Source organism: Spirosoma jeollabukense (assembly GCF_054777855.1).
Genome location: NZ_BAAHAD010000002.1, coordinates 52,612 through 73,007, shown reverse-complemented (window position 1 = coordinate 73,007; position 20,396 = coordinate 52,612). Strand labels below are relative to the sequence as shown.

The window sequence follows — 20,396 nt, the reverse complement described above, 5'->3', positions numbered from 1 at the left end:
GTTCTAAAAACTGAACAAGTCGTTTGCACGTAAGGATAAATGACGGTTCTTATGTAAACTGTTAATCCCATAAACCGCTCCCCGTTTCATCGTTTATGCGAGTTTGGAGAATCTTGGCAATCATGTTGGTTGTAGTGGTCAGTTTTTCAACTGGTCAGGCACAAACCATACAGTGGGCCAGTCGTGTCGTTGGTGCATCATCGGAGAAAAAAGGAGACACCTACGGAGAGCAGTACAAAGCGTCTCAGGCATTAGGGCGTCCCAGCAAAGTGCCCGAACTGGGTGAAAGTCCCTGCGCCTGGGCACCCCAGTCTCCGGATGGCGCTGCCGATGAATGGATTCAGGTTGGCTTTGCCAAACCCATGCATGCCCGGCAGATCGTAGTAGCCGAAAATGTAAATCCGGGCGCCGTGGTGCGTATCATTGCTATTGACGAAAAAGGCGCGGAGCATCCGGTCTTTCAAACGCCTGGCATTCAGGATAGAGTAGACCCCTTACTGAGAGTTTTCCCCAAAGAGGCCGATTTTCTATGCCAGCAACTCAAGGTTATTATAAACGGGGCTGCTATAAAGGGGATCAACCAGATTGATGCGATCGGAATTTCAGAAGATACCAAGCCTGTTTCGGTAGGCATCAACGTATCAAAGGACACGCCCAAAGATATCCAGAAAGAAAATCTTGGCAAAACGGTCAACTCGTCGGGTCAGGAAGTGGCGCCGGTCATTGCGCCCGATGGGAAGACACTCTTCTTTACTCGTAATTTTAACAAAGCGAACATGGGTGCTGCCGACCGGCAGGATGTATGGTATTCAACACTTGGACCCAGTGCTGGGGGCACTACGCCTGGTTGGAATGAAGCAGTTAACATAGGCTCGCCCATCAACAACGGGGGCGACAACGCCATTAGCAGCATGGCTACCGATGGTCGAACAGCCTACCTCATCAACGTATATCGACCCGATGGTGGGCTTTCTTTCGGTATTTCCAAATCCATCCGAACCAAAACGGGCTGGTCGCAACCGGTAGAATGCAAGATTGCCAACAACTATAACCTGCACGAAAAAAATCAGCTGGAGTTCTGCGTGTCACCCGACGGGCGGTCCATCATTCTGGCGGTGCAACGTAAAGACTCCCGGGGTAATCGCGACCTGTATATATCGCACCAAAAGCCCGACAATACGTGGTCAGAGCCCGTCTCGTTAGGCAACGTCATCAATACGGCTGACTTTGAGAGCTCTCCCTTTTTAGCCGCTGATAGCCGCACACTCTACTTTACCTCAGCTGGCCATCCAGGTTACGGCAATGGGGATATTTTTGTCAGCCGTCGGCTCGACGATTCCTGGAATAACTGGAGCGAACCCGAAAATCTGGGGCCATCCATCAATACGAATGAATGGGACGGCTATTTCACCATTCCGGCCTCCGGCGAGTACGCGTACCTGAGTTCCCGAGCTGGCTCGCTTGGTGAAGACGACATTTTCCGACTCAAGCTATTCCCGGCCATCAAGCCCGATCCGGTAGCCATTGTAGCCGGGCAGGTACTTGATGCAAAGACCCAGAAACCTGTAGCCGCAACGGTAGTATCGAAGCTATTTGGCGATTCCAAAGAGGTTGCGACGGTAGATTACAGTCCGGAAATGGGTGAATATAAACTGATTTTACCGACGCAGAAGGTTTATACCATGACGGCCAGTAAGGAGGGCTATTTCCCTACGACCGAAACCCTGGACCTTAGCAAAGACAAACGATTCCGGGACATTCGGCGGAATCTGTATCTGGTCAAAATTGAGAGCGGTCAGAAAATTACCATGCGGGAAGTGCTGTTTCAGCAAAGCCAGTTTGCGCTACAACCAAGCGCCAATGAGGAGTTGGACCGGGTTGTTGGGATGCTGGAAAAATACCCATCCATGGACTTGCTGGTTGAAGGCCATACCGACAATCAGGGGGATTGGGAGCCGAACATGAAACTGGCCCAGGACCGTGTTCGAGTCGTCAAAGACTATCTGATCGGTAAAGGAATTGATGAGAAACGTATCCAAACCAAGGCGTGGGGACCCAGCAAACCCGTTGCCAGTAACGAAACCGAAGAGAAGCGTAAACTGAACCGGCGGGTCGAATTCACGATCCTAAAACTATGAGAACCCGGATTTTGCGCGTAGTTTTGAGCCAATGTCTGCCCCTTTATCCCGTAATACGCTGTTTTTGCTGAGTGCCTTACTGGTGCTTGCTCTCGGCCTCCGACTGTATCGTGTTGGCACCTATGCCATTTATTTCGACGAAAAATCGACGCTGCTGGTCAGCCAGAGCGTTTGTCTGGAAGGATTCAACCAGCGAGATGTTTTCGACAAGAAGTACTTCACGCCCGCTGAGTTCTGGAAGCCCAAAACCATTGAGGATTTCATTCAGGCCGACATTCGGGGTGACATCGGAAACAGTCCCTCCTATTACGCTGTCCTGTGGCTTTGGCTAAAGGTATTTGGCCTAAGTGATACGTCCCTTCGAATGCCGTCGGTCATTTTTAGCATCCTGATTGTCTGGATGTTATTTACCTTTGTCCGACGACATTTCCGGTCCGGGACCCGTTCGGTTCTCTCATCTACGCTTACCGATTCTTCTGTCGATGCCCTGGCCTTAACAAGTGCTGCCATTGCCACTATCGAGCCAATTTTTGTGGCATACAGCCACATTGCGCGCAACTATTCCATGACGATCTTTCTGACGTTACTGGCCACGCACTTGTTTTTATTGATTCTGGAACGGGTTCGTTCGCAATCGTCTCTAGCTGGCTCAACATCATCAAAATCGGTCTCACTGCCACTCCTCTACGTCGCGTATGGAGCTGTCTTTGTGGTAGCTGTTTTATCACATTATCTGGCCATTACGGTCTATATGTGTCATGGGCTATATGCCCTGATCTACCTACGTAACAGTCGGGCGTGGGTCACGCTGGCCATAACGGGTGCAATTAGCCTGGGGCTGGTTTCGTTGTGGTTCTTTTTCGGGGGCGGCTCCTACACGTTTTTCACCCTCGAACATCAAAAGAATTTTTATCGGAACATTGCCCTGACGAATCCGATGGGCAGTCCGTTTGGCATTATTCTGCCCGCTACGGTGCCCAATATTGCCGTGCGGGGTATACCTATTTTTGCTGATTTATTCCTGATCACCAATGGTCTGGGTGCTGCATTGGCCGGGATTCGAAATTCGGTCCCGGCGCTGGGACTGGGCGTTGTAGCTACGTTTGTCATACACCGCTATCTAAACGTAGCAAAACCTCCCACCTGGGTCTATGCCGCCGTGCCGCTGGTCCTGTTGGCTGGCCTACCGATTTATAGCGTAACGCCTTTGCGGTTACTGGTCCTGTCGATCGCTATACCCTTTATTTATCTCATTTACCGATACGTAGTGGACCGCACCAACGCCGATCAGAAACGGGTAGTTGTCATCCTGTTGCTCCTGGCTGTTCTTCCGACGCTATTTCTGTTATTTATGGCCTTGCGGTCGGGTCATACATTTGGCATTACCCAGCGTTATTCGGCGTTTTCGTTTCCATACGTCTGCATTCTGGTTGCGATGGGTTTGCTTCAACTGCCAAGCCTGCACAGATGGTTCAGCTTACCCATTGCGGCTGTGCTTTTACTTCAGGCCTGGCACATTATCCAGCTTCTGGGAGCCATTTACGCCGATAAAGCGCCCAAATACACGTATTTCGAAAAACCACGTATCGCCAACCCGTACTGGTCTGCTGCCCAGCAGCTTAAGCAGCTTTACGCACCCGGTGACACGATTCTGTACCCGAATAAAAAGCGAATTATTTACTCGGAGAAAATCGATAAAACCTATTCCAACGTAACGCTGTTGGATGCTCAGCTAGTCAACGTGTATCTGCCAAAAGATGCCCAATACATCCAACGCGTTGACCCCAACGAGCCCGACCGGATTGTGCTGGTGAAAGGGAATTCAGACAAAAAAATTACTATTTTTGATTTTAAAGGCAACACCTATCGTTACGGCGATTAGCGCCCACCAACACCATGACATCAACCATCGACACTAGCGATCTGAAAATCCTACAGGGTACGCTACGCCTTAAACTCCTGAGTTTGTACAACAAAGCTCATGCCGGGCACATCGGTTGTTCGCTGAGTTGCATAGATTTGATGATTGCTGCTCTTATCTCGCGCAAACGGGAACAGGACACCTTCCTGCTCTCCAAAGGCCATGCGGCTGCCGCGCTCTACACCTGTCTGAATCACCTGGGCGACATTCCGGACGACGAACTGGCCACGTACTACCACAATGGCACCACCCTCCCCGCCCACCCGGCGCCAAATCATCATAAAGGCATTCCGTTCGCTACCGGATCGCTGGGTCATGGTCTGCCTATCAGTACGGGTATGGCCCAGGCGGGCAAACTACTGGGCGACGACTCCCGCGTATTTGTGCTCATGTCGGATGGCGAAACCAATGAAGGCACTACCTGGGAAGCGGCTCATTACGCTGTTCAGAATGGACTGGATAATTTAATTGTTTTGATCGACAAAAACGGATTACAGGGGTTCAACACAACCGCCAACGTGCTGGGGGATACGGCCGATGTGAATACCTGGAAAGCCATGGGTTTCGAGACGGTTGAAGTCGACGGTCATAACATTGACGACTTGCTGGCCACCATTGATCAATTGACGACCTCCAACTCGGGTAAACCTAAAGTAATCATTGCCCACACGGTGAAAGGAAAGGGCGTTTCATATATGGAAAATCGGCTCGAATGGCACTACTTACCCATGACACCCGACCAGTATGAACAAGCTTGTGCCGATGTCAACGAACGTTATTTGCAGCCTCATGAGGCTCAGGTATAGACGTTTACCTATTGCCGTTGGCTATAAAACGAGCTATCGGTAGGGCATATCCGTCCTTTTCCCGTAATATTGTGGCCTGAATAAATCAGTCCGCATTCAATTTGCTACCTTCTGATATTACCCGACTCAACGGTCCCATAGTCGTTTTTGGGGCCAGCGGCTTCATTGGCGCCAACCTGGTTGAGCAACTCTTCCGCCTACGCCAGGATGTCTACGCCCTCACCCACGACGCCACCAAAGCCTGGCGACTCAAGCTGCTAGACCTACCCCCTGAGAATGTCCTTCACTGCGACATCCTCTCCCCCACCTCCGTCCAGGATGTATTCGCCAGGATCAAGCCCAAGACCATTTTCAATCTGGCCGCCTACGGCGCTTATAGCAAACAAAACAACGTCAGCCTCACCTACGAGACCAACGTCCTGGGCACGGTCAACATCCTCGAAACCTGCACCCCCGACATGGTCTACATCCATGCCGGCAGCAGCTCCGAGTATGGCTTCAACTGCACCGCCCCCAAAGAAACCGACCCCGTCGAACCCAACAGCCACTACGCCGTCTCCAAAGTGTCGGGGGCCTATACCCTCGAGTACTACGCCCGGGTGCACCAGCTCAACACGCTCAACCTTAGACTCTACTCTATCTACGGGGGCTGGGAAGAACCCGACCGGCTCATCCCCCGACTGGTCGAAGAGACTCGTAAAGCACAATTGCCCCCCCTGGTCTCCCCCGACATCAGCCGCGACTTTGTCTACGTCGATGACTGCGTGGAGGCCTTTGTCAAAGCCGCCCTGCGGGTCAACGCCACCATTCGGGGGCGATCCTATAACATTGCCACGGGCCAGAAAACGACCATGCGTGAACTGGTGGAGGTCGCCCGCCAAACCTTCGGCCTGCAACAGGAACCCGTCTGGGGCAGCATGAGTAACCGGAACTGGGACCTCGCCGACTGGTATGGCGATGCCAGGGCCGCCCAGGCCGATCTGGGCTGGCAAGCCACTACCTCCCTCTCGGATGGCTTACGCCAAACGGCCGACTGGCAGATTCGTCACCACTACGAGAGCCGGGTCATTCCCGCCTTCCAGACCCCAACGCTCAATCCCGTCATTTCGCCCATCATCGCCTGTTACAAGGACGCCCAGGCCATCCCCCACATGTATGAGCGGCTGGTCAACACCTTCAACCAGCTGAAGGTCCGCTATGAGATCATCTTTGTCAATGACAACTCACCCGATAATACGGAAGACGTGCTGAACGAAATCTGTGCCAAAGACCCCAATGTGATTGCCATTAAGCATTCCCGCAACTTCGGCTCCCAGGCCGCCTTTCTGAGTGGGATGGAGATTGCCACGGGGGATGCGGTGGTGCTCATGGATGGGGATCTGCAGGACCCCCCCGAAGTGATTCCGGACTTCTACGCCAAGTGGCAGCAGGGCTTCGAGGTGGTCTATGGGGTGCGGGTGCAGCGGGAGATGGCCCCCCACGTGCACTTCTTCTACAAGCAGTTCTACCGGCTCTTCAAGCGGACGGCCTACATCGACATCCCGGTCGATGCAGGGGACTTCTCACTGATCGACCGCAAGGTGGTGCGGGAGCTGGTGAACCTGCCCGAGACCGAGCAGTTCCTGCGGGGGCTGCGGGCCTGGGTGGGCTTCAAACAGACGGGGGTGGACTACGTGCGGCCCGAGCGGCTGTTCGGGGTGTCGACCAACAACTGGACCAAGAACATCTGGTGGGCCAAGAAGGCCATTTTCTCGTTTAGTTTTGCGCCCCTGGAGCTGATGACCTACGCGGGTTTTGTCCTGACGGGTTTGTCGATGCTGGGCATCGGCTGGCAGATTCTCTCGCGGCTGTTGAACCTGGATCCCCACACGCCGTATGGGTTGTCGACGGTGATCGTGCTGGTGATGTTCTTTGGGGGCATCAACCTGCTGGGCATCTCGTTTCTGGGTGAGTACATCAGCAAGATCTTCGAGGAAACCAAAAAACGTCCGAAATTTATCCGAACGATGGTCCGCAAAGGCCAGCGGGTTTATAAAACAGCTGCCGAAATCAATACGTTGATCGAGCAGCGACGGAGTAAATGAACTAATGCGGACTTCGGTCCATTTCATCAGCAAAAAACGGACGTCAGTCTGTATACGCTATGCGCAAAGAATTTTCAGCCGCTATCGAAAAAATCGCGCGGGAAGACGATAAAGTAGTTTTCATTACGGGTGACCTGGGCTATGCCGCCCTCGAAAACGTAGTGGAAGCAATAGGGCCCCGCTTCATCAATGCGGGCGTTGCCGAACAGAACATGGTGGGGATGGCGGCTGGTATGGCCTATCGTGGCTACAAGGTGTTCTGTTACAGCATCGCTCCTTTTGTGGTGTACCGGTGTCTGGAGCAGTTCCGCAATGACGTCTGTCTGCATAAGATGCCGGTTTTTCTGGTGGGTAACGGGGGGGGTTATGGCTACGGCATCATGGGCAGCAGCCACCATGCCATCGAAGACCTGGCCTGCCTGAGTAGCCTTCAGAATGTGAACACCTACATTCCGGCTTTTGCCGACGAAGTAGCGCCCATGCTGGAACAGATTGTAGCGGAAGGTCGGCCAACGTACCTGCGACTGGGCGCGGGGCCCAACACGCCCGACGGTGCCCAAACGCAGGGTTCGTTCAGGCATATTGTGCGCAGCCCAGCCCCAATCGGTACGGTTGTGGCCCTGGGTCCTGTGGCGGCCAACGTCCTGACGGCCCTTCAGGATGAGCTACTTACAAATCAATTCGACGTTTTCACCGCAACGAATTTACCACTCGATTTGCCTTCCGATCTGGCGCACCGGTGGGCGGGAAAACCGTTGCTGGTGGTGGAAGAGCACGTATCGGTGGGTGGGCTGGCCCAGCAGCTATCGGTAAAGTTGCTGACCGAAGGGGCCGCGCCGAGCCATTTCGTCAGTCTGACGGCCCAGGGTTATCCGAACGGTCTGTACGGTGATCAGAAATACCACCAGCAGCTATCCGGGCTTGATCCGGCTAATATTGCCCGGCAATTAGCCTCGTTTACAAACTAGTTTTTTTGTCCATTGCCAGTTTTATACGACATACAACCAACTCGCCAGACTCGCCACGGGCTGGTCGGTCTTTCGATAGCAGGCATCCTGTTACTGATTCCAATCATCGTGTTCTGGTCGGTCTGGTCAACATATGCGGTGGACGTACCGAAATGGGACGATCAGGCGCTTAAAGCTTTTTTGTTTTATCTCGATTCCGAAACGACGATTTCTGGTAAACTGTACCAGTTTTTCAAGCAGCATAACGAACACCGCATCGTTTATGACCGCTTAATAACGTGGCTGGATTTCAGCTTGTTCGGTAAACTCAATTACCGTCATCTGATGATTGTCGGGAACCTGAGTCTAGTGGGCTTACTCGCTATTTTCGGGTTGGTATTTGGCCGCACACTGTCAGCCCAGTCAAAAAATTTATCAAATCAACCCTCATTCAGCCTTACCGACTGCCTGATTTATTTACCGCCCGTTGCATTCCTGTTGCTGAATCTGTCGCAGTGGGAAAATATGTTCTGGGGGATGGCGGCTCTGCAAAATTTCACGGTTGTGCTGTGGATCGTTGGGGCCATTTATGCGCTCTGTTTTACGCAAAACCTCCCCCTTGCGCTGCTGCTGGCCATTGCTGCTACGTTGACCAGTGGAAATGGCATCCTCATCTGGCCCATTGGTTTTGCCATTCTGTTTCATCAACGTATGCTGAACATTCGCGCTGGCTGGCGTTCGTTGCTAATCTGGGGCATAGCCGCGGTTGGCACAATTACGTTGTATTTTGTTGGCTACGAAAAACCGGCCGGGAACCCGCCCGTTCGAGGGACGGTGTTTGACTTACTGAAAGGGTGGTTCGCCTTCAATGGGGCAGCGGCTGAAGCATTTCCGGTAGGACCTGTCTTTGTCAGGTGTGTGCTGGTTGGCGGCATAGGCACACTGCTTATTCTGGGAATCTGGGGTTTTATTTTGAAGAAATGGTTGAGCCATAAAAAGCTTTCGCCATTCGATTATTTTTTTGTTGGTGTAACGGCCTTTTTGCTGGGTACGGCGGCCATTGTAGCTTGGTCGCGGGTGGGATTCGGCCTTAATACGCTTATTACCAGCCGTTATAAAGCGTATTCGCTCGTTCTGCTGGCTATTTTCTACAGTGCAGCTGTTGTTTACACACAAGCTTCCTTCCGAAAGTGGGTACTGCGTATCGGACTGCTGTTCAGCATTATTCTGATGGCAGGCTCGTACCGAGCTTATCAGGACGAAACGATCTGGTGGCGGCAATGGCTACTGACGAATCAATTTAACTGGTCATATGGAAAAAATCAGCCAGTCCTGGCTCTTGATCCTATAACCACTCATTACATCACGAACTCTCCGGCTTTTTATGACCGGGTGCTGCCGGATTTATACAGGCTGCCAACCGGACCGCTTAAACCACTTTCGTCGATGGAAAAGACCAACCATGCGTTCATGTTAATCGACACGGCAGCCATTAATCCAGTTGGGCCCGACGCCGGTACTTATATCTTATTACGTTCAGTCAAGCGGCTGTATTTATACCAGACCTCGCCCTACGTCAATCCTTCTCTGAAGGCCAGCCTGGGCCTTGCCAACTTGTTTGTCAACGGGTTCTCAAGCTCCATTGCCGAAGTGGAGCTGGAACCGGGAACGTATCAGATTGAGCGCTTACTCGTAAAACCTGACGGAGCGATTGAACGTTACCCAACCGCCCAATCGCTCACGGCGACCCCACAGGCCCGTCGGGATATTGAGAAAAACTGGTAACTTTCGCTATGGCCTTGTCTGCACCATCTATCCTGCATCGCCCTAAACAAATAGCTACGTGGGATCGTTTTTTGCCGCTGTTACTTATAGCATTGCCCATTGTTCTGGTAAGTTGGGCCGTGCTGATGTATGCCCTGAATTTGCCTTTCTGGGATGATTTTCAGGTACAGGATCATCTACTGCTCTTAAAAAACAGTCCGGGTAGCCAAAAGCTGATCCATTTGTTCGACCAGCATTGGGAGCACCGTATCGTATGGATGCGCCTGGTTTTTGCTTTTTATGCCCTGGTCAATGGCTCATTGAATTACTACTGGCTGTCAGTCATTGGTATTATTGGCTTGTTGATAGCGCTTGGTATTCTCTTTGCTATATTCCGACAACTCTCGCTTCCGCTACTCTATTTCGTTCCCGTTCCGTTTTTGCTGTTCACGCTACAGTCGTACGAGAGCATGATCTGGGCAATGGCCTCTGTTCAGAATTTCTGGTTTCTGGCCTTTGCGCTGCTTGTATTTTATTGGCTGGCTCAAAATACTACCCGTATACGACTATTGGCTTTAGGCATGGGCACACTGGTCACGTTTTCGGGCGGGAATGGCCCACTAGTTATGGTTGCAGGTTTGCTGGTGCTGACCTATCAGCGTCAGTGGCGTTTTGTTGGCTACTGGGCTCTCGCAACAGTAGTCTGCATTACTGGATATTTCTATTCGTATCAGCGTATATCTTTTTTCCCCTCACCATTCAAGTACCCAATCACTGACTGGATCAAAGCTTTTTTTGTTTTTCTGGGCTCTCTAGCAAATCCATGGCCTAACGCGGGCACAGGCTTAATGAGTTATGAAAGCACCTTGTGGGTCACAACGGCAATGGGTGTATTAGTGACTATAGTGACCGGGCGTTTTGTCTTTTCATTATTTCGATCTTTTAAGAAAGAGCAAGTTGACATATCCAGTAGTTTCTTCCTTGGCTGTATCCTGTTCATCGGGGCAACCGTTGCCATTACCGTCTATTCGCGTGTCGGTTTTGGTGGACCAGGTTATTTATTACATGGCCGCTACAAAGTCTACTCGGCACTGGCTTTATGCATTGTTTATTTGATCAGTCTGTATACCTGGCCAAACAGAAAATCTCTACCTCAATACGGAGTAAGCATTAGTATACTGTGTATCAGTCTAAGTCTGCTCTCCGATTACCTTTGTCTCGAAGGTATGATCAACCAGCATCGGCGAGTTGTTGCTGAATATGTTAACTATCTGGCAAACACACCGGCAGACCGCCAACAGGCCGCCAGAGAAGTTTTTGTCTCAACCAATCCAAGTTTCCTCAGCAACCAGATCAATCAGCTAACTGACAAGTCCTGGTGGACAGCCCCTACAACGACCAGTATCGACAAAATCGATGATCAGCCATTCATGTATACTATCGTTAAATCTGACGCAGCTAACCCTACCCTTCGGCAACCCGATGATGGATCGTACATTTTCTTCAAAAGCGTAACGCACACCTATCTTTTTGCCGCCCAACCTTTACGGCCCACATCACCAATACTGACCGGATTTTCTGATTATTTTATGGCTAATGGATTCCAGGCGCAGGCTTTAAAAGAAAAATTAGAACACGGGCGCTATCGAATTGGCATACTTACTCATCAGAATAACCGGATTCACCTTGCCATGACTGATCGATACGTTACTTTTACATCTTTATAAACAGAGTATATTCTTTGCTCTATCAGGATTTTCGTCAGAGGCCGTGGCACCTTTTCACCTGTTGTCAGGCGCTTAGGTACGTTTCCGAAAAAAATCTGATACTCTATTCTGACTACCTGTTAGTCGTAGGAATCTCACAAGCGTCGCATGCAACCTGTTCCGAAAGAAACCATACGAGAAATCCAGAAAGATAAAAATCACATCATCCAGTTGGATGGGGTCCGATTCCTTGCCGTCGCTTTGGTTTTATTTGATCACTGGACAGTCACCCACATCGAATTGCCGGTGGGCGCGTTGGGTGCGTTAGGGGTTACGATCTTCTTCGTGCTAAGCGGTTTTCTGATCACGCGTATTCTTCTTTCCAGCAAAGACAAACTCAGCAATCAACCCAACGGTGGTCTGTCGAAGTACTTAAAAACGTTCTACATCCGCCGAACCATCCGGATTTTCCCGGTTTATTATCTGACCCTGTTCATCCTGGCGCTTGTTAACGAACCGCCCGTTCGGCAAAAGTTCGCCTGGCTGGCGCTGTATGGCACGAACATCTACATTGCCATTTACCATACCTGGATGGGCACTGTCGACCATCTGTGGTCCCTGGCCGTTGAAGAGCAGGTCTATCTTATTCTGCCGCTTTTGTTCTTTTTCGTACCCCGCCGGTATGTGCCCCTAACGGGTCTCTGCATGATTATTGGCAGCGTCGGCCTCCGGTACATATTATATCATGCCCATATGCCCTGGTTTACCGGGTATGTGTCGACGCCTACCTGTCTGGATGCATTCGGGTTGGGCACCCTAATGGCCTATGGCTGGTTATATCAGCGCGACCTCTTTGTGCGGGTTTTTCAATCGTCAATCTGGGTTTGGTTCTTTTTACTAGTGTTTATTCTCCTGGGTGTTCTAAACAACTGGATTGCGCTTGACTCGCCCCGAGGCTATCATAATATCGTCTCGGACGTATGGGAACGGCTGGCAGCTTCTGTGTTTGGCTTTTTTCTGATCGGTCGGGCGGTGCTGGGTTTTGGCGGTGCCATGAAATGGATACTCGAAAATCCCGTTAGCCAGTATCTGGGACGTATTAGCTATGGTCTATATTTATACCATAACTTCGTGTTTAATGTATACCACACCCAGCAAACGCATTTCACCGTGCGGGCCTGGCGTCGGATTTCAGACGTTTTACCTTTTCTCAATAGCTCCTATTTTTTTCAATTTTCGTTCTACCTTTCCCTGACTATCCTGGTAGCCACAGTTTCCTGGTTTTTGATTGAAAAGCCAATTAATTCACTGAAAGACCGCTATTCATACTGATCGAGCCACAGCTGGCGGCCTCTTATACAAATAGAATCTGGCATTCCGCTTAATAATGTCCTATTCAGCGGGGACGGTTAGCCACTAACAATTTCCTATATTTGTGGTATTAATAGGAACCAACAATTCGGATTGGCTCTATTATCTGGTCCAACTTAGTTTAACCTGTTGACTGACGAATAACTGACGTACCGTTAACTCCTAAAGTACACTGAATGAGCCTCCTGCTGTCAATTGTAATGCCGGCTTACAACGAAGAAGAAGTAATTGAGACTGTTGTAAAGCAATGGACCGATTTGTTGACCCGTCAGTTTCCCGCCGAAAATACCCGCCTGATTGTCGTAAATGATGGTTCTCGCGACAAAACTGGTGATATACTAGATCAAATTAAAGACCGCTATCCCAAATTAATGGTGGTGCATCAGCCCAACGGTGGGCATGGTAACGCCGTCGTAAATGGCTACCGGCAAGCGGTCGCGCTGGACTCTGAATACGTATTCCAGACGGATAGCGACGACCAGTTCATTTCTGATGATTTTGGGAAACTCTGGGCCAAACGTAACGAATCGCCGTTTATCCTGGGCTACCGCGAAGAACGATATGATGCCCCTGCCCGGCTGGTTATTACACGGATATTGCGGTTGAGCATTGCCTTCATCTACGGAACGTATATCATGGATAGCAATATTCCGTTCCGGCTTATCCGCGGCACTTTCCTTCGGAAACTGCTGGCACAATTGCCAACGCCAACGCCATTTGCACCCAATATTTTCCTGGCTGTTATGTCGAAAAAGGCGGGATTCAACACGTTCGATATTCCTATTACGCACAAAGAACGGGTTACGGGTACGGTCTCAATCCTAAAATGGAAACTGCTGAAAGTATGTATCCAGAGCTTTAAAGAGCTGGCCCAGTTCCGTTTTGAACTTAGCGACAAAGTCAAAGCGCTTAAAAAGCCAGACCCCGTGATCGCATAAATTGGTATCGGGGGTAGGCTATACTACGTATGATATATCGTTTCTCATCGCTACAGTAGAGATCAACTAGTCTACGCCATATAGCTAATTCAACGTAACTCATGAATTATAAATATGTCATTATTGGCTCCGGGCCAACGGGGCTTGGCGCGGCTTATCGCCTGAAGGAGTTAGGGATTACTGACTTCATCGTTTTAGAGAAAGAAAACCGCATTGGGGGCCTGTCCAAGAGCTTTGTCGACGAGAAAGGATTTACCTGGGACGTAGGCGGTCACGTGCAGTTTTCTCACTATAAATACTTCGATGAGCTGATGCTTAAAGCGTTGGGCGCTGATGGCTGGCTCACGCATCAGCGCGAATCGTGGGTCTGGATCGAAAATCGATTCGTGCCCTATCCGTTTCAGAACAACATTAAATACCTGACGCCCGAAACGATGTGGAAATGCCTCGAAGGCATTATTCATAACTACAAATTTCCTACCAATCAGAAGCCCGCTAACTTCCGCGAGTGGATTCTGGCAACGTTCGGTCCGGGTCTGGCCGAAACGTTCATGTTCCCCTACAACTTCAAAGTGTGGGCCTACCCACCAGAAGACATGAATGCCGTTTGGGTAGGCGAACGCGTAGCCGTCACTGATTTGCAACGGGTTACAAAAAATATAATCTTCGATCAGGACGACTTTTCCTGGGGCCCCAACAGTACGTTCCAGTTTCCTAAGAAGGGAGGCACGGGTGGTATCTGGGAATCGGTTGGCGATCTGGTCGGCCGTGAAAAGGTAAAACTTAACGCGACCGTTGAGAAAGTGATTGGTCCGGAGAAGAAAATCATTCTGGCCGACGGCGAAGAAATTCACTATGAATACCTGATGAATACCATGCCACTCGATTTGTTTACGCAGCGGGTGGAAGGGCTTGATTCGGAAACCGTCCAGTTGGCGCAGGGTCTGAAACACTCATCCACCAACGTAGTGGGGGTTGGGTTGAAAGGCAAACCAAAAGAAAGCCTGGAAACGATGTGCTGGATGTATTTCCCGGAATACAACAGCCCTTATTATCGCGTGACGGTGTTCTCTAACTACAGCCCCAACAACGTACCGGATATCAGCCAGAACTGGTCGCTCATGACCGAAACAAGCGAGTCGCTGGCCAAGCCAGTTAACCGCGAAACGCTGATTGATGACACTATTCGTGCTTTGATCGAAGATAAACTGATTGAATCGGCCGACGATGTGATTTCAACCTTTCACATGGCTTTCGACTATGGCTATCCAACCCCATCGGTTGAACGCGATGGCATTCTGAAAGCCGTACTGCCCAAACTGGAGCCCTTTGGCATCTATTCGCGGGGTCGGTTTGGCGCCTGGAAATACGAAGTGAGTAACCAGGATCACTCGCTCATGCAAGGGGTTGAATGGGCTAACCGCGTAGCGGCCAATATTCCCGAAGTAACGATGCCTTTCCCAGAAACCGCCAATGCGATGTGGGGGAAATAAGTATGCCAGTTAATAGTCGATACTCATCCGTTGATAGCCGTCAGTGAAATACTAATGACTATCAACGGATGAGTATCGACTATTAACTATTTTTAAACTATGAACAAGCGTCTCTGGATTGGTGTCGGTGCTGTAATGCTGCTGATTGGTGGCTGGTTCGGCTATCGACAAGTGTTTCCCACCGTTCGTACTGTCGGGTCACTCATACCACCAGGTGCCCTGTTGGTCTTGGCAAGCGACCGGCTTCAGGACACAGTTTCGGCACGCGCACTGCGCAATGAAATGTCGTTACGACAGATTCCGGTCTTCGATGAAGCCCGCCAGCGCGTCGATCGGTTTCTTTACGCAACGGCCGATTCGGCTACGGTTTTGAAGTTTGTTAAAAGCCGTACTATCCGGTACTCGCTCCATTCCATTTCCAAAACAACGCTTGATTTCATCTTTTACATCCCGATTAGCGATGCCGATCAACCGTTTCTGAATTTAGTAACCAAGCCCGATCCGCGCCAGTATCGAGTATTAAACCACACGTTTTCGGGCGAAAAAATTCTGGATCTGGTTACGCGCACGAATGATCCTGTCGGTTCATTTATTCTTACCGATGGGTTTCTGATTGGCAGCGTATCGGGTATTCTCATTGAAAATGTTGCCAAACGGATGCACCAGTCACTGAAACTGGCCCAGGCGGAGCCCAATTTTCGGGTTAATTCAGATAATCTGGCGGCTGTTTCCGTTCGGCCCGACGTTCTTCAATCACTATTCAGCAACGTAGGGTCACTGGTTCGGCTTTTCCTACCCGAGGAACTAAATCTGCAATTTCGGCAATCGGCCTCCCCTTCTCATATCATTGGCTACGCCGTTGACCAGATCGGTGGTCGGCGCGACGTAGCAGCCTTGTTTGCCGGACAAGCCCCCCGGCGAATTCAACATGCCTACCTGATTCCGCAAACAACGGCCACTCTCTACCACATTGGCGTCAGCGATGCCCGGCGTTTTGGTCGCTCGCTCAGTCAATTGCTGGGATCGGCTTCCAGCGATTTCCTACGCGATCGCTTTGACCAGATTAAGCCCGTAACGAGGGCTCTCTATCAGTCATTGGGCACCGACATTATGCTTTGCCGTATGGAATCTCCCACTGGTGACCTGCGGCAAGTAATGATCATTACAGCCCAAAACGGCAAGCAGCTTGCCAATCTCTACCAGCAAGTGGCCTACAAAGCAGGTGCTAAAGCACCAGGTGCTCCAAAGTCATTCCTGGGCCATAAACTGTTGTTACTAAACGTATCAGAATTACCCGCGTCACTATTCAGTAGTCTTTTCTCGGGCTTTTCGCAAAGCTGGATCACGCAGCATGGCACGTCGTTACTCGTCGCAAACAGTGAAGAAACCATGCAGGATTACCTGCAACAAATACAACGAGGAGCCATTTGGACCGCCGATCAACGGCAAGCCGAATTACTGAATATGACGTTACGGCCCGCTAATTTCACAGCCTTCGTCCGCCTGAATCGGGCTCATACCGCCGTACCTACTACCTGGCCGCTAGCCTGGCAAAACCTGCTCGATAAAGTTGATCCCGCTACCGGCAGCGCAGCCCTGACGAACTTAGAAAATATGGCGTATCAGGCCAGTTACGGCAATGAGAATATCCAGTCAACGGTTGTCTTGGGACGTACTACCCGTAGGGCCAGCCAGGCAGTACTCAACAAATTACTACTGCAAAAGAAAACGGTTTTCAATGCACCACTGATCTCAGCCCCTATCGTAACCGGAAGCCTTAGCGATAGCTTATCCCAGTTTTATGCGCAGAGCAATGCGGGTGAGTTTGTACTGGTGACACCTGAAGGCGATAAAATCGTCCAAAGCAGAACGGATGGGCCGATTCGCAGCAATGCATTGGGGGTTGATTTTCTCAACAATGGTCGGTTGCAATACCTGTTTATGACCGACCGGACGCTCTACATTGCTGATCCGGCACGTAGCAAAAAAAGAGTTAACCTCCAATCAATCCCGTTACCGAAAGGGCTCGATGTAACGTATCTGGCTCGCCCACACGGTAGCCAGCAACGGAATCTGGTAGCCTTGTTCGCTCATGAGGATGGACACATTTATGCGCTGGATCGTCAACGACGAATGTTTATTCAGTTGATGATGGCTCCTCGAAAAGGGCCATTGCAATTACCCTTTCAGGTTATAACGACGCCAACAGGCATGGACGTCCTGGCCATACAGGCGGATGGCACACTGAATCACTGGCACGAAAACGGCAGGCAGTATCCGCATTTTCCCGCCCGAATCGAACGTACCAATGAAGAAGAACCCGAGGTTCATTTCACCGGTACAGCCTTGCTACCGCCCGGTCAGACAACCATCCAAACTATTACCGAGGAAGGCCAGTTGATCGTCTTAAACAGCAACGGACTGATTGCCAAACGGACGCAGTTATATCGACCTGTCCGCAGGGCTTCGTTCCGATTGTTTCCCGATGAAGACCAGACAAACTGGCTGATTCTTCGTGCAAGCGACACGGAATTAACCGTACTTGATCAGCAGGGGCAACGCCGTTTTGACGTACGGGCACTTCAATCGGGACGTAATAACATTCGCTACCACCGGCTCGGCGCGGGTGTTGAATTAATCAGCGTGAAATCAGGCGGCTACACTACGCTATACGATATGAACGGACGGATTATTGGTGACCGGCCCATTCCAAGCGATTTTCCGGTAGCCCTGCAATTCGACGAGCGTTCAAATGAGGTTTATATTCTGAGTGGAGCCAAACAAGCCGTACAATTATTTAGCATCCGATTAAGATAGCACGGAGCGTGGGGCATGGAGCAATCTCTTATCCCCATGCTCCACACCCCACGCCACATGCGTATATTTCGATATATACTTTTACTGGTTGCCCTGGTGCTTTGGGGAGCTGGTTTGTCCAGCACCGTATCCCACTGGCTCTATAAAACTGGTTTGATCGTCGATGATTACCGGTTTGGTGATTTATATCGGCTTTCGGCGTTGCCTCAGTTTAAGCAGAAGCAACCTAGTTGTCCGCCCTCCAATCGGTCGAGCGACACAGCATCAACCCATCTTTATCTTATTGGCGACAGTTTCTCGGAACCACAACGCCTGAGCAGATCTGATTTTCGGGTGAGTCATTTTCAGCGCGTTGCCTGGGAGCATCCGCAACGTATACAACTTGATCCTAACAAACGCAACGTATTGCTGATTGAATCAGTGGAGCGACATTTCCGGGAACATTTCGCGATTCCAGTCAATGAATTAATCGTTGAGAACGATACCAGTCAGACACCGATTCAGCCACCCTCGTTGAGTCAGCAATGGAACACAGAATTTCATCGTAAAGATGTAGATGAGCGGCTGGAATCAGCGCTATTCAGCCACGACTGGGCTTTCTGGATCAAGGAGTTCAAAGCCGCACTGACGCTAAACTGGTTCGATCGGGCCTACACGAGCGTCAGCCTTTCGAAGGACAAAAAAAATGTGTTTCTGCATTCCGATACTGACACGAGTAAAGTTCTGAACTCGTCGTTCTCAGTATTGACTGACCGCGAGGTGAATGCGCTGGTCGACAGTGTCAATGCAACCGCTGAGCGATACCAGAAGCTGGGATTTGATGACGTGTATCTATCCCTTATTCCGAACAAAGCCAGCATCCTGGAACCAAGTCGGGGCGACTACAACCACCTGATCGAGCGAATTCAGAATAACCCCCGCTTGAAGGTTCCAGTGGTTGATGCGTATGGCCCTTTCCAGAAAAACGCTACGTCGGTGTATTTAAAAAGCGATACCCACTGGAGTTGCAATGGGCGCGCCATATGGCTCACTCAGGTACAACAGACGTTGGGTATTTAACACTAAATACCTTTGCAACTAAAGTCAGGAATTTACGTCTATCTAAACCGATAGGTAAGGCAGATAAGGCTCTAATTTGCCCGTGTCCCGAAACGCCGAAACCTGGTTAAGCTGGCTGTTATAGGCGTTGTACTTGAGCTCGACGTAGAAATCGCGAAGATTGTACAGCAGAAAAATGTTCTCGTCTTCGTATCGATTGGCGAGGATATCGCCCGCGAAATAAAGAGTATCAAGTTGCTGGTCGGCGGGGAGCTGGGTAAAATCGGCGGGCTGCATGGACGTTTGGGGATGACAGGCGAAATAAGCAAAAGTCGGGCGACTCACCAAATGAGTCGCCCGACTTTATATACTACACTAAAACACTAGTAGAATACAACTAAAACAGTATACAGCTAAATCATTACAATACAGCTCATTTCTACAAGCTAATTTTATTTAACTGCTCATAGTATTTTTCAGAATAACTTCTTTGTATAGGCTACTCAATACCCAGAAAAGGTAAATTCACGTATTCAGTTGTTGAAGCGCAAACTTCTACAAACTGTACCATGTGATAGAAGTAGAATGCGTTTATTAGCAGCATCCATTATAATTGCATTTCACTGCCTCTTAAGTACATCCATGAACTACGACCGTATTTACCAATATCGCTTTCAGCAAGTTTCCCATGAGAAAAAGAAAGTTATATGGTCTATTATTGCCCATTACTTCTATGACCTACTTGATAAGCCTAAGCGGATTCTTGACTCAGCGGGCGGTATGTGTGAGTTTATTAATGCAGTACCTAGTGAAGAACGATGGACGGTTGATATAGTTGATGCCATCCGAAAATTTGCTGCACCCGAAGTTAACCTTATAATTGGTGATGTGTTGACAGTAGAGTTACCTAAAAACTACTTCGATGCGGTATTTATTTCTAATTTTCTTGAACATCTCCGTAGCCAGGAAGAAGTTGCCTTCTTTCTTGAGCGCATGTATGGTTGCTTAAAACCAGGAGGGAAAATCGGTATCATTGGCCCCAATTTCAAATATTGCTATCGTGAATATTTTGACTTTGCAGACCATACCGTTGTTTTATCGGAACTGGGTGTTGCCGAACACCTGTATGGCGCTGGCTTCACAATTGAGAAGTCTTATTCCCGTTTTTTACCCTTATCCTTCCGGGGAGGTTTACCCATTCACCCAACGCTGGTAAAGTTATACATGTACATACCATTTGTGTGGAAAATTTTAGGCAAACAATTTTTGTTCATTGCCCGAAAACCGTCCTCTGATCAGTAGCGACTTAGTTATTTATGGGCACAATTTGCGGGCTAAATGCCTATTGCCAGCCACTTAGTCCACAAATCATA

14 protein-coding genes are annotated in these 20,396 nt (G+C 49.9%); 13 read left to right on the top strand and 1 reads right to left on the bottom strand.

Annotated features, from left to right (window positions below; genetic code table 11):
- The first annotated feature begins 95 nt into the window (after positions 1–95).
- From ACYVEA_RS08720 to ACYVEA_RS08665, 12 genes are all read left to right on the top strand, one after another.
- The gene (locus ACYVEA_RS08720) at positions 96–2,138 is read left to right on the top strand and encodes an OmpA family protein (RefSeq protein WP_461113043.1); all 2,043 of its coding nucleotides are present in this window, start codon (positions 96–98) and stop codon (positions 2,136–2,138) included.
- A 31-nt stretch (positions 2,139–2,169) separates the two neighbouring features.
- Positions 2,170–4,020 carry a glycosyltransferase family 39 protein gene (locus ACYVEA_RS08715; protein WP_461113042.1) on the top strand — a complete coding sequence of 617 codons (1,851 nt, stop codon included), beginning with the start codon at positions 2,170–2,172 and terminating at the stop codon, positions 4,018–4,020.
- Between the two features lie 14 nt (positions 4,021–4,034).
- Positions 4,035–4,865: a transketolase gene (locus ACYVEA_RS08710; RefSeq protein WP_461113041.1), complete on the top strand. Its 831-nt coding sequence runs from the start codon at positions 4,035–4,037 to the stop codon at positions 4,863–4,865.
- A 101-nt stretch (positions 4,866–4,966) separates the two neighbouring features.
- Complete coding sequence (locus ACYVEA_RS08705; protein WP_461113040.1) at positions 4,967–6,949, top strand: NAD-dependent epimerase/dehydratase family protein; 1,983 nt, start codon at positions 4,967–4,969, stop codon at positions 6,947–6,949.
- A 59-nt stretch (positions 6,950–7,008) separates the two neighbouring features.
- Entirely contained in the window at positions 7,009–7,917 is a 909-nt protein-coding gene (locus tag ACYVEA_RS08700) for a transketolase family protein (RefSeq protein WP_461113039.1), read from the top strand.
- Positions 7,918–7,929: 12 nt separating this feature from the next.
- Entirely contained in the window at positions 7,930–9,681 is a 1,752-nt protein-coding gene (locus tag ACYVEA_RS08695; RefSeq protein WP_461113038.1) for a hypothetical protein, read from the top strand.
- A gap of 8 nt (positions 9,682–9,689) precedes the next feature.
- Positions 9,690–11,387, top strand: coding sequence for a hypothetical protein (locus ACYVEA_RS08690; RefSeq protein ID WP_461113037.1), 1,698 nt, complete (start codon positions 9,690–9,692; stop codon positions 11,385–11,387).
- Positions 11,388–11,534: 147 nt separating this feature from the next.
- Entirely contained in the window at positions 11,535–12,698 is a 1,164-nt protein-coding gene (locus tag ACYVEA_RS08685; protein ID WP_461113036.1) for an acyltransferase family protein, read from the top strand.
- A gap of 215 nt (positions 12,699–12,913) precedes the next feature.
- Positions 12,914–13,675 (top strand): glycosyltransferase family 2 protein, encoded by a 762-nt coding sequence (locus ACYVEA_RS08680; RefSeq protein WP_461113035.1) that lies wholly within the window; start codon positions 12,914–12,916, stop codon positions 13,673–13,675.
- A 101-nt stretch (positions 13,676–13,776) separates the two neighbouring features.
- Positions 13,777–15,168, top strand: coding sequence for a protoporphyrinogen/coproporphyrinogen oxidase (locus tag ACYVEA_RS08675; protein ID WP_461113034.1), 1,392 nt, complete (start codon positions 13,777–13,779; stop codon positions 15,166–15,168).
- A 99-nt stretch (positions 15,169–15,267) separates the two neighbouring features.
- Complete coding sequence (locus ACYVEA_RS08670; RefSeq protein ID WP_461113033.1) at positions 15,268–17,985, top strand: hypothetical protein; 2,718 nt, start codon at positions 15,268–15,270, stop codon at positions 17,983–17,985.
- A 57-nt stretch (positions 17,986–18,042) separates the two neighbouring features.
- The gene (locus ACYVEA_RS08665; RefSeq protein ID WP_461113032.1) at positions 18,043–19,044 is read left to right on the top strand and encodes a hypothetical protein; all 1,002 of its coding nucleotides are present in this window, start codon (positions 18,043–18,045) and stop codon (positions 19,042–19,044) included.
- 42 nt (positions 19,045–19,086) lie between these two features.
- Here the strand turns inward: ACYVEA_RS08665 and ACYVEA_RS08660 are convergent, their stop codons facing one another.
- On the bottom strand, positions 19,087–19,320 hold the full coding sequence (locus ACYVEA_RS08660; protein ID WP_093831762.1) for a hypothetical protein: 234 nt from the start codon (positions 19,318–19,320) through the stop codon (positions 19,087–19,089).
- Between the two features lie 345 nt (positions 19,321–19,665).
- Here ACYVEA_RS08660 and ACYVEA_RS08655 point away from each other — a divergent pair, with 345 nt between their 5' ends.
- Positions 19,666–20,325, top strand: coding sequence for a class I SAM-dependent methyltransferase (locus tag ACYVEA_RS08655; protein WP_461113031.1), 660 nt, complete (start codon positions 19,666–19,668; stop codon positions 20,323–20,325).
- Positions 20,326–20,396 lie beyond the last annotated feature (71 nt).

Bases quoted from the DNA above. Each gene is read 5' to 3' on its own strand.
- ACYVEA_RS08720 (WP_461113043.1), top strand. From the start codon at position 96: ATGCGAGTTTGGAGAATCTTGGCAATCATGTTGGTTGTAGTGGTCAGT.
- ACYVEA_RS08715 (WP_461113042.1), top strand. From the start codon at position 2,170: ATGTCTGCCCCTTTATCCCGTAATACGCTGTTTTTGCTGAGTGCCTTA.
- ACYVEA_RS08710 (WP_461113041.1), top strand. From the start codon at position 4,035: ATGACATCAACCATCGACACTAGCGATCTGAAAATCCTACAGGGTACG.
- ACYVEA_RS08700 (WP_461113039.1), top strand. From the start codon at position 7,009: ATGCGCAAAGAATTTTCAGCCGCTATCGAAAAAATCGCGCGGGAAGAC.
- ACYVEA_RS08690 (WP_461113037.1), top strand. From the start codon at position 9,690: ATGGCCTTGTCTGCACCATCTATCCTGCATCGCCCTAAACAAATAGCT.
- ACYVEA_RS08685 (WP_461113036.1), top strand. From the start codon at position 11,535: ATGCAACCTGTTCCGAAAGAAACCATACGAGAAATCCAGAAAGATAAA.
- ACYVEA_RS08680 (WP_461113035.1), top strand. From the start codon at position 12,914: ATGAGCCTCCTGCTGTCAATTGTAATGCCGGCTTACAACGAAGAAGAA.
- ACYVEA_RS08675 (WP_461113034.1), top strand. From the start codon at position 13,777: ATGAATTATAAATATGTCATTATTGGCTCCGGGCCAACGGGGCTTGGC.
- ACYVEA_RS08670 (WP_461113033.1), top strand. From the start codon at position 15,268: ATGAACAAGCGTCTCTGGATTGGTGTCGGTGCTGTAATGCTGCTGATT.
- ACYVEA_RS08665 (WP_461113032.1), top strand. From the start codon at position 18,043: ATGCGTATATTTCGATATATACTTTTACTGGTTGCCCTGGTGCTTTGG.
- ACYVEA_RS08660 (WP_093831762.1), bottom strand. From the start codon at position 19,320: ATGCAGCCCGCCGATTTTACCCAGCTCCCCGCCGACCAGCAACTTGAT.
- ACYVEA_RS08655 (WP_461113031.1), top strand. From the start codon at position 19,666: ATGAACTACGACCGTATTTACCAATATCGCTTTCAGCAAGTTTCCCAT.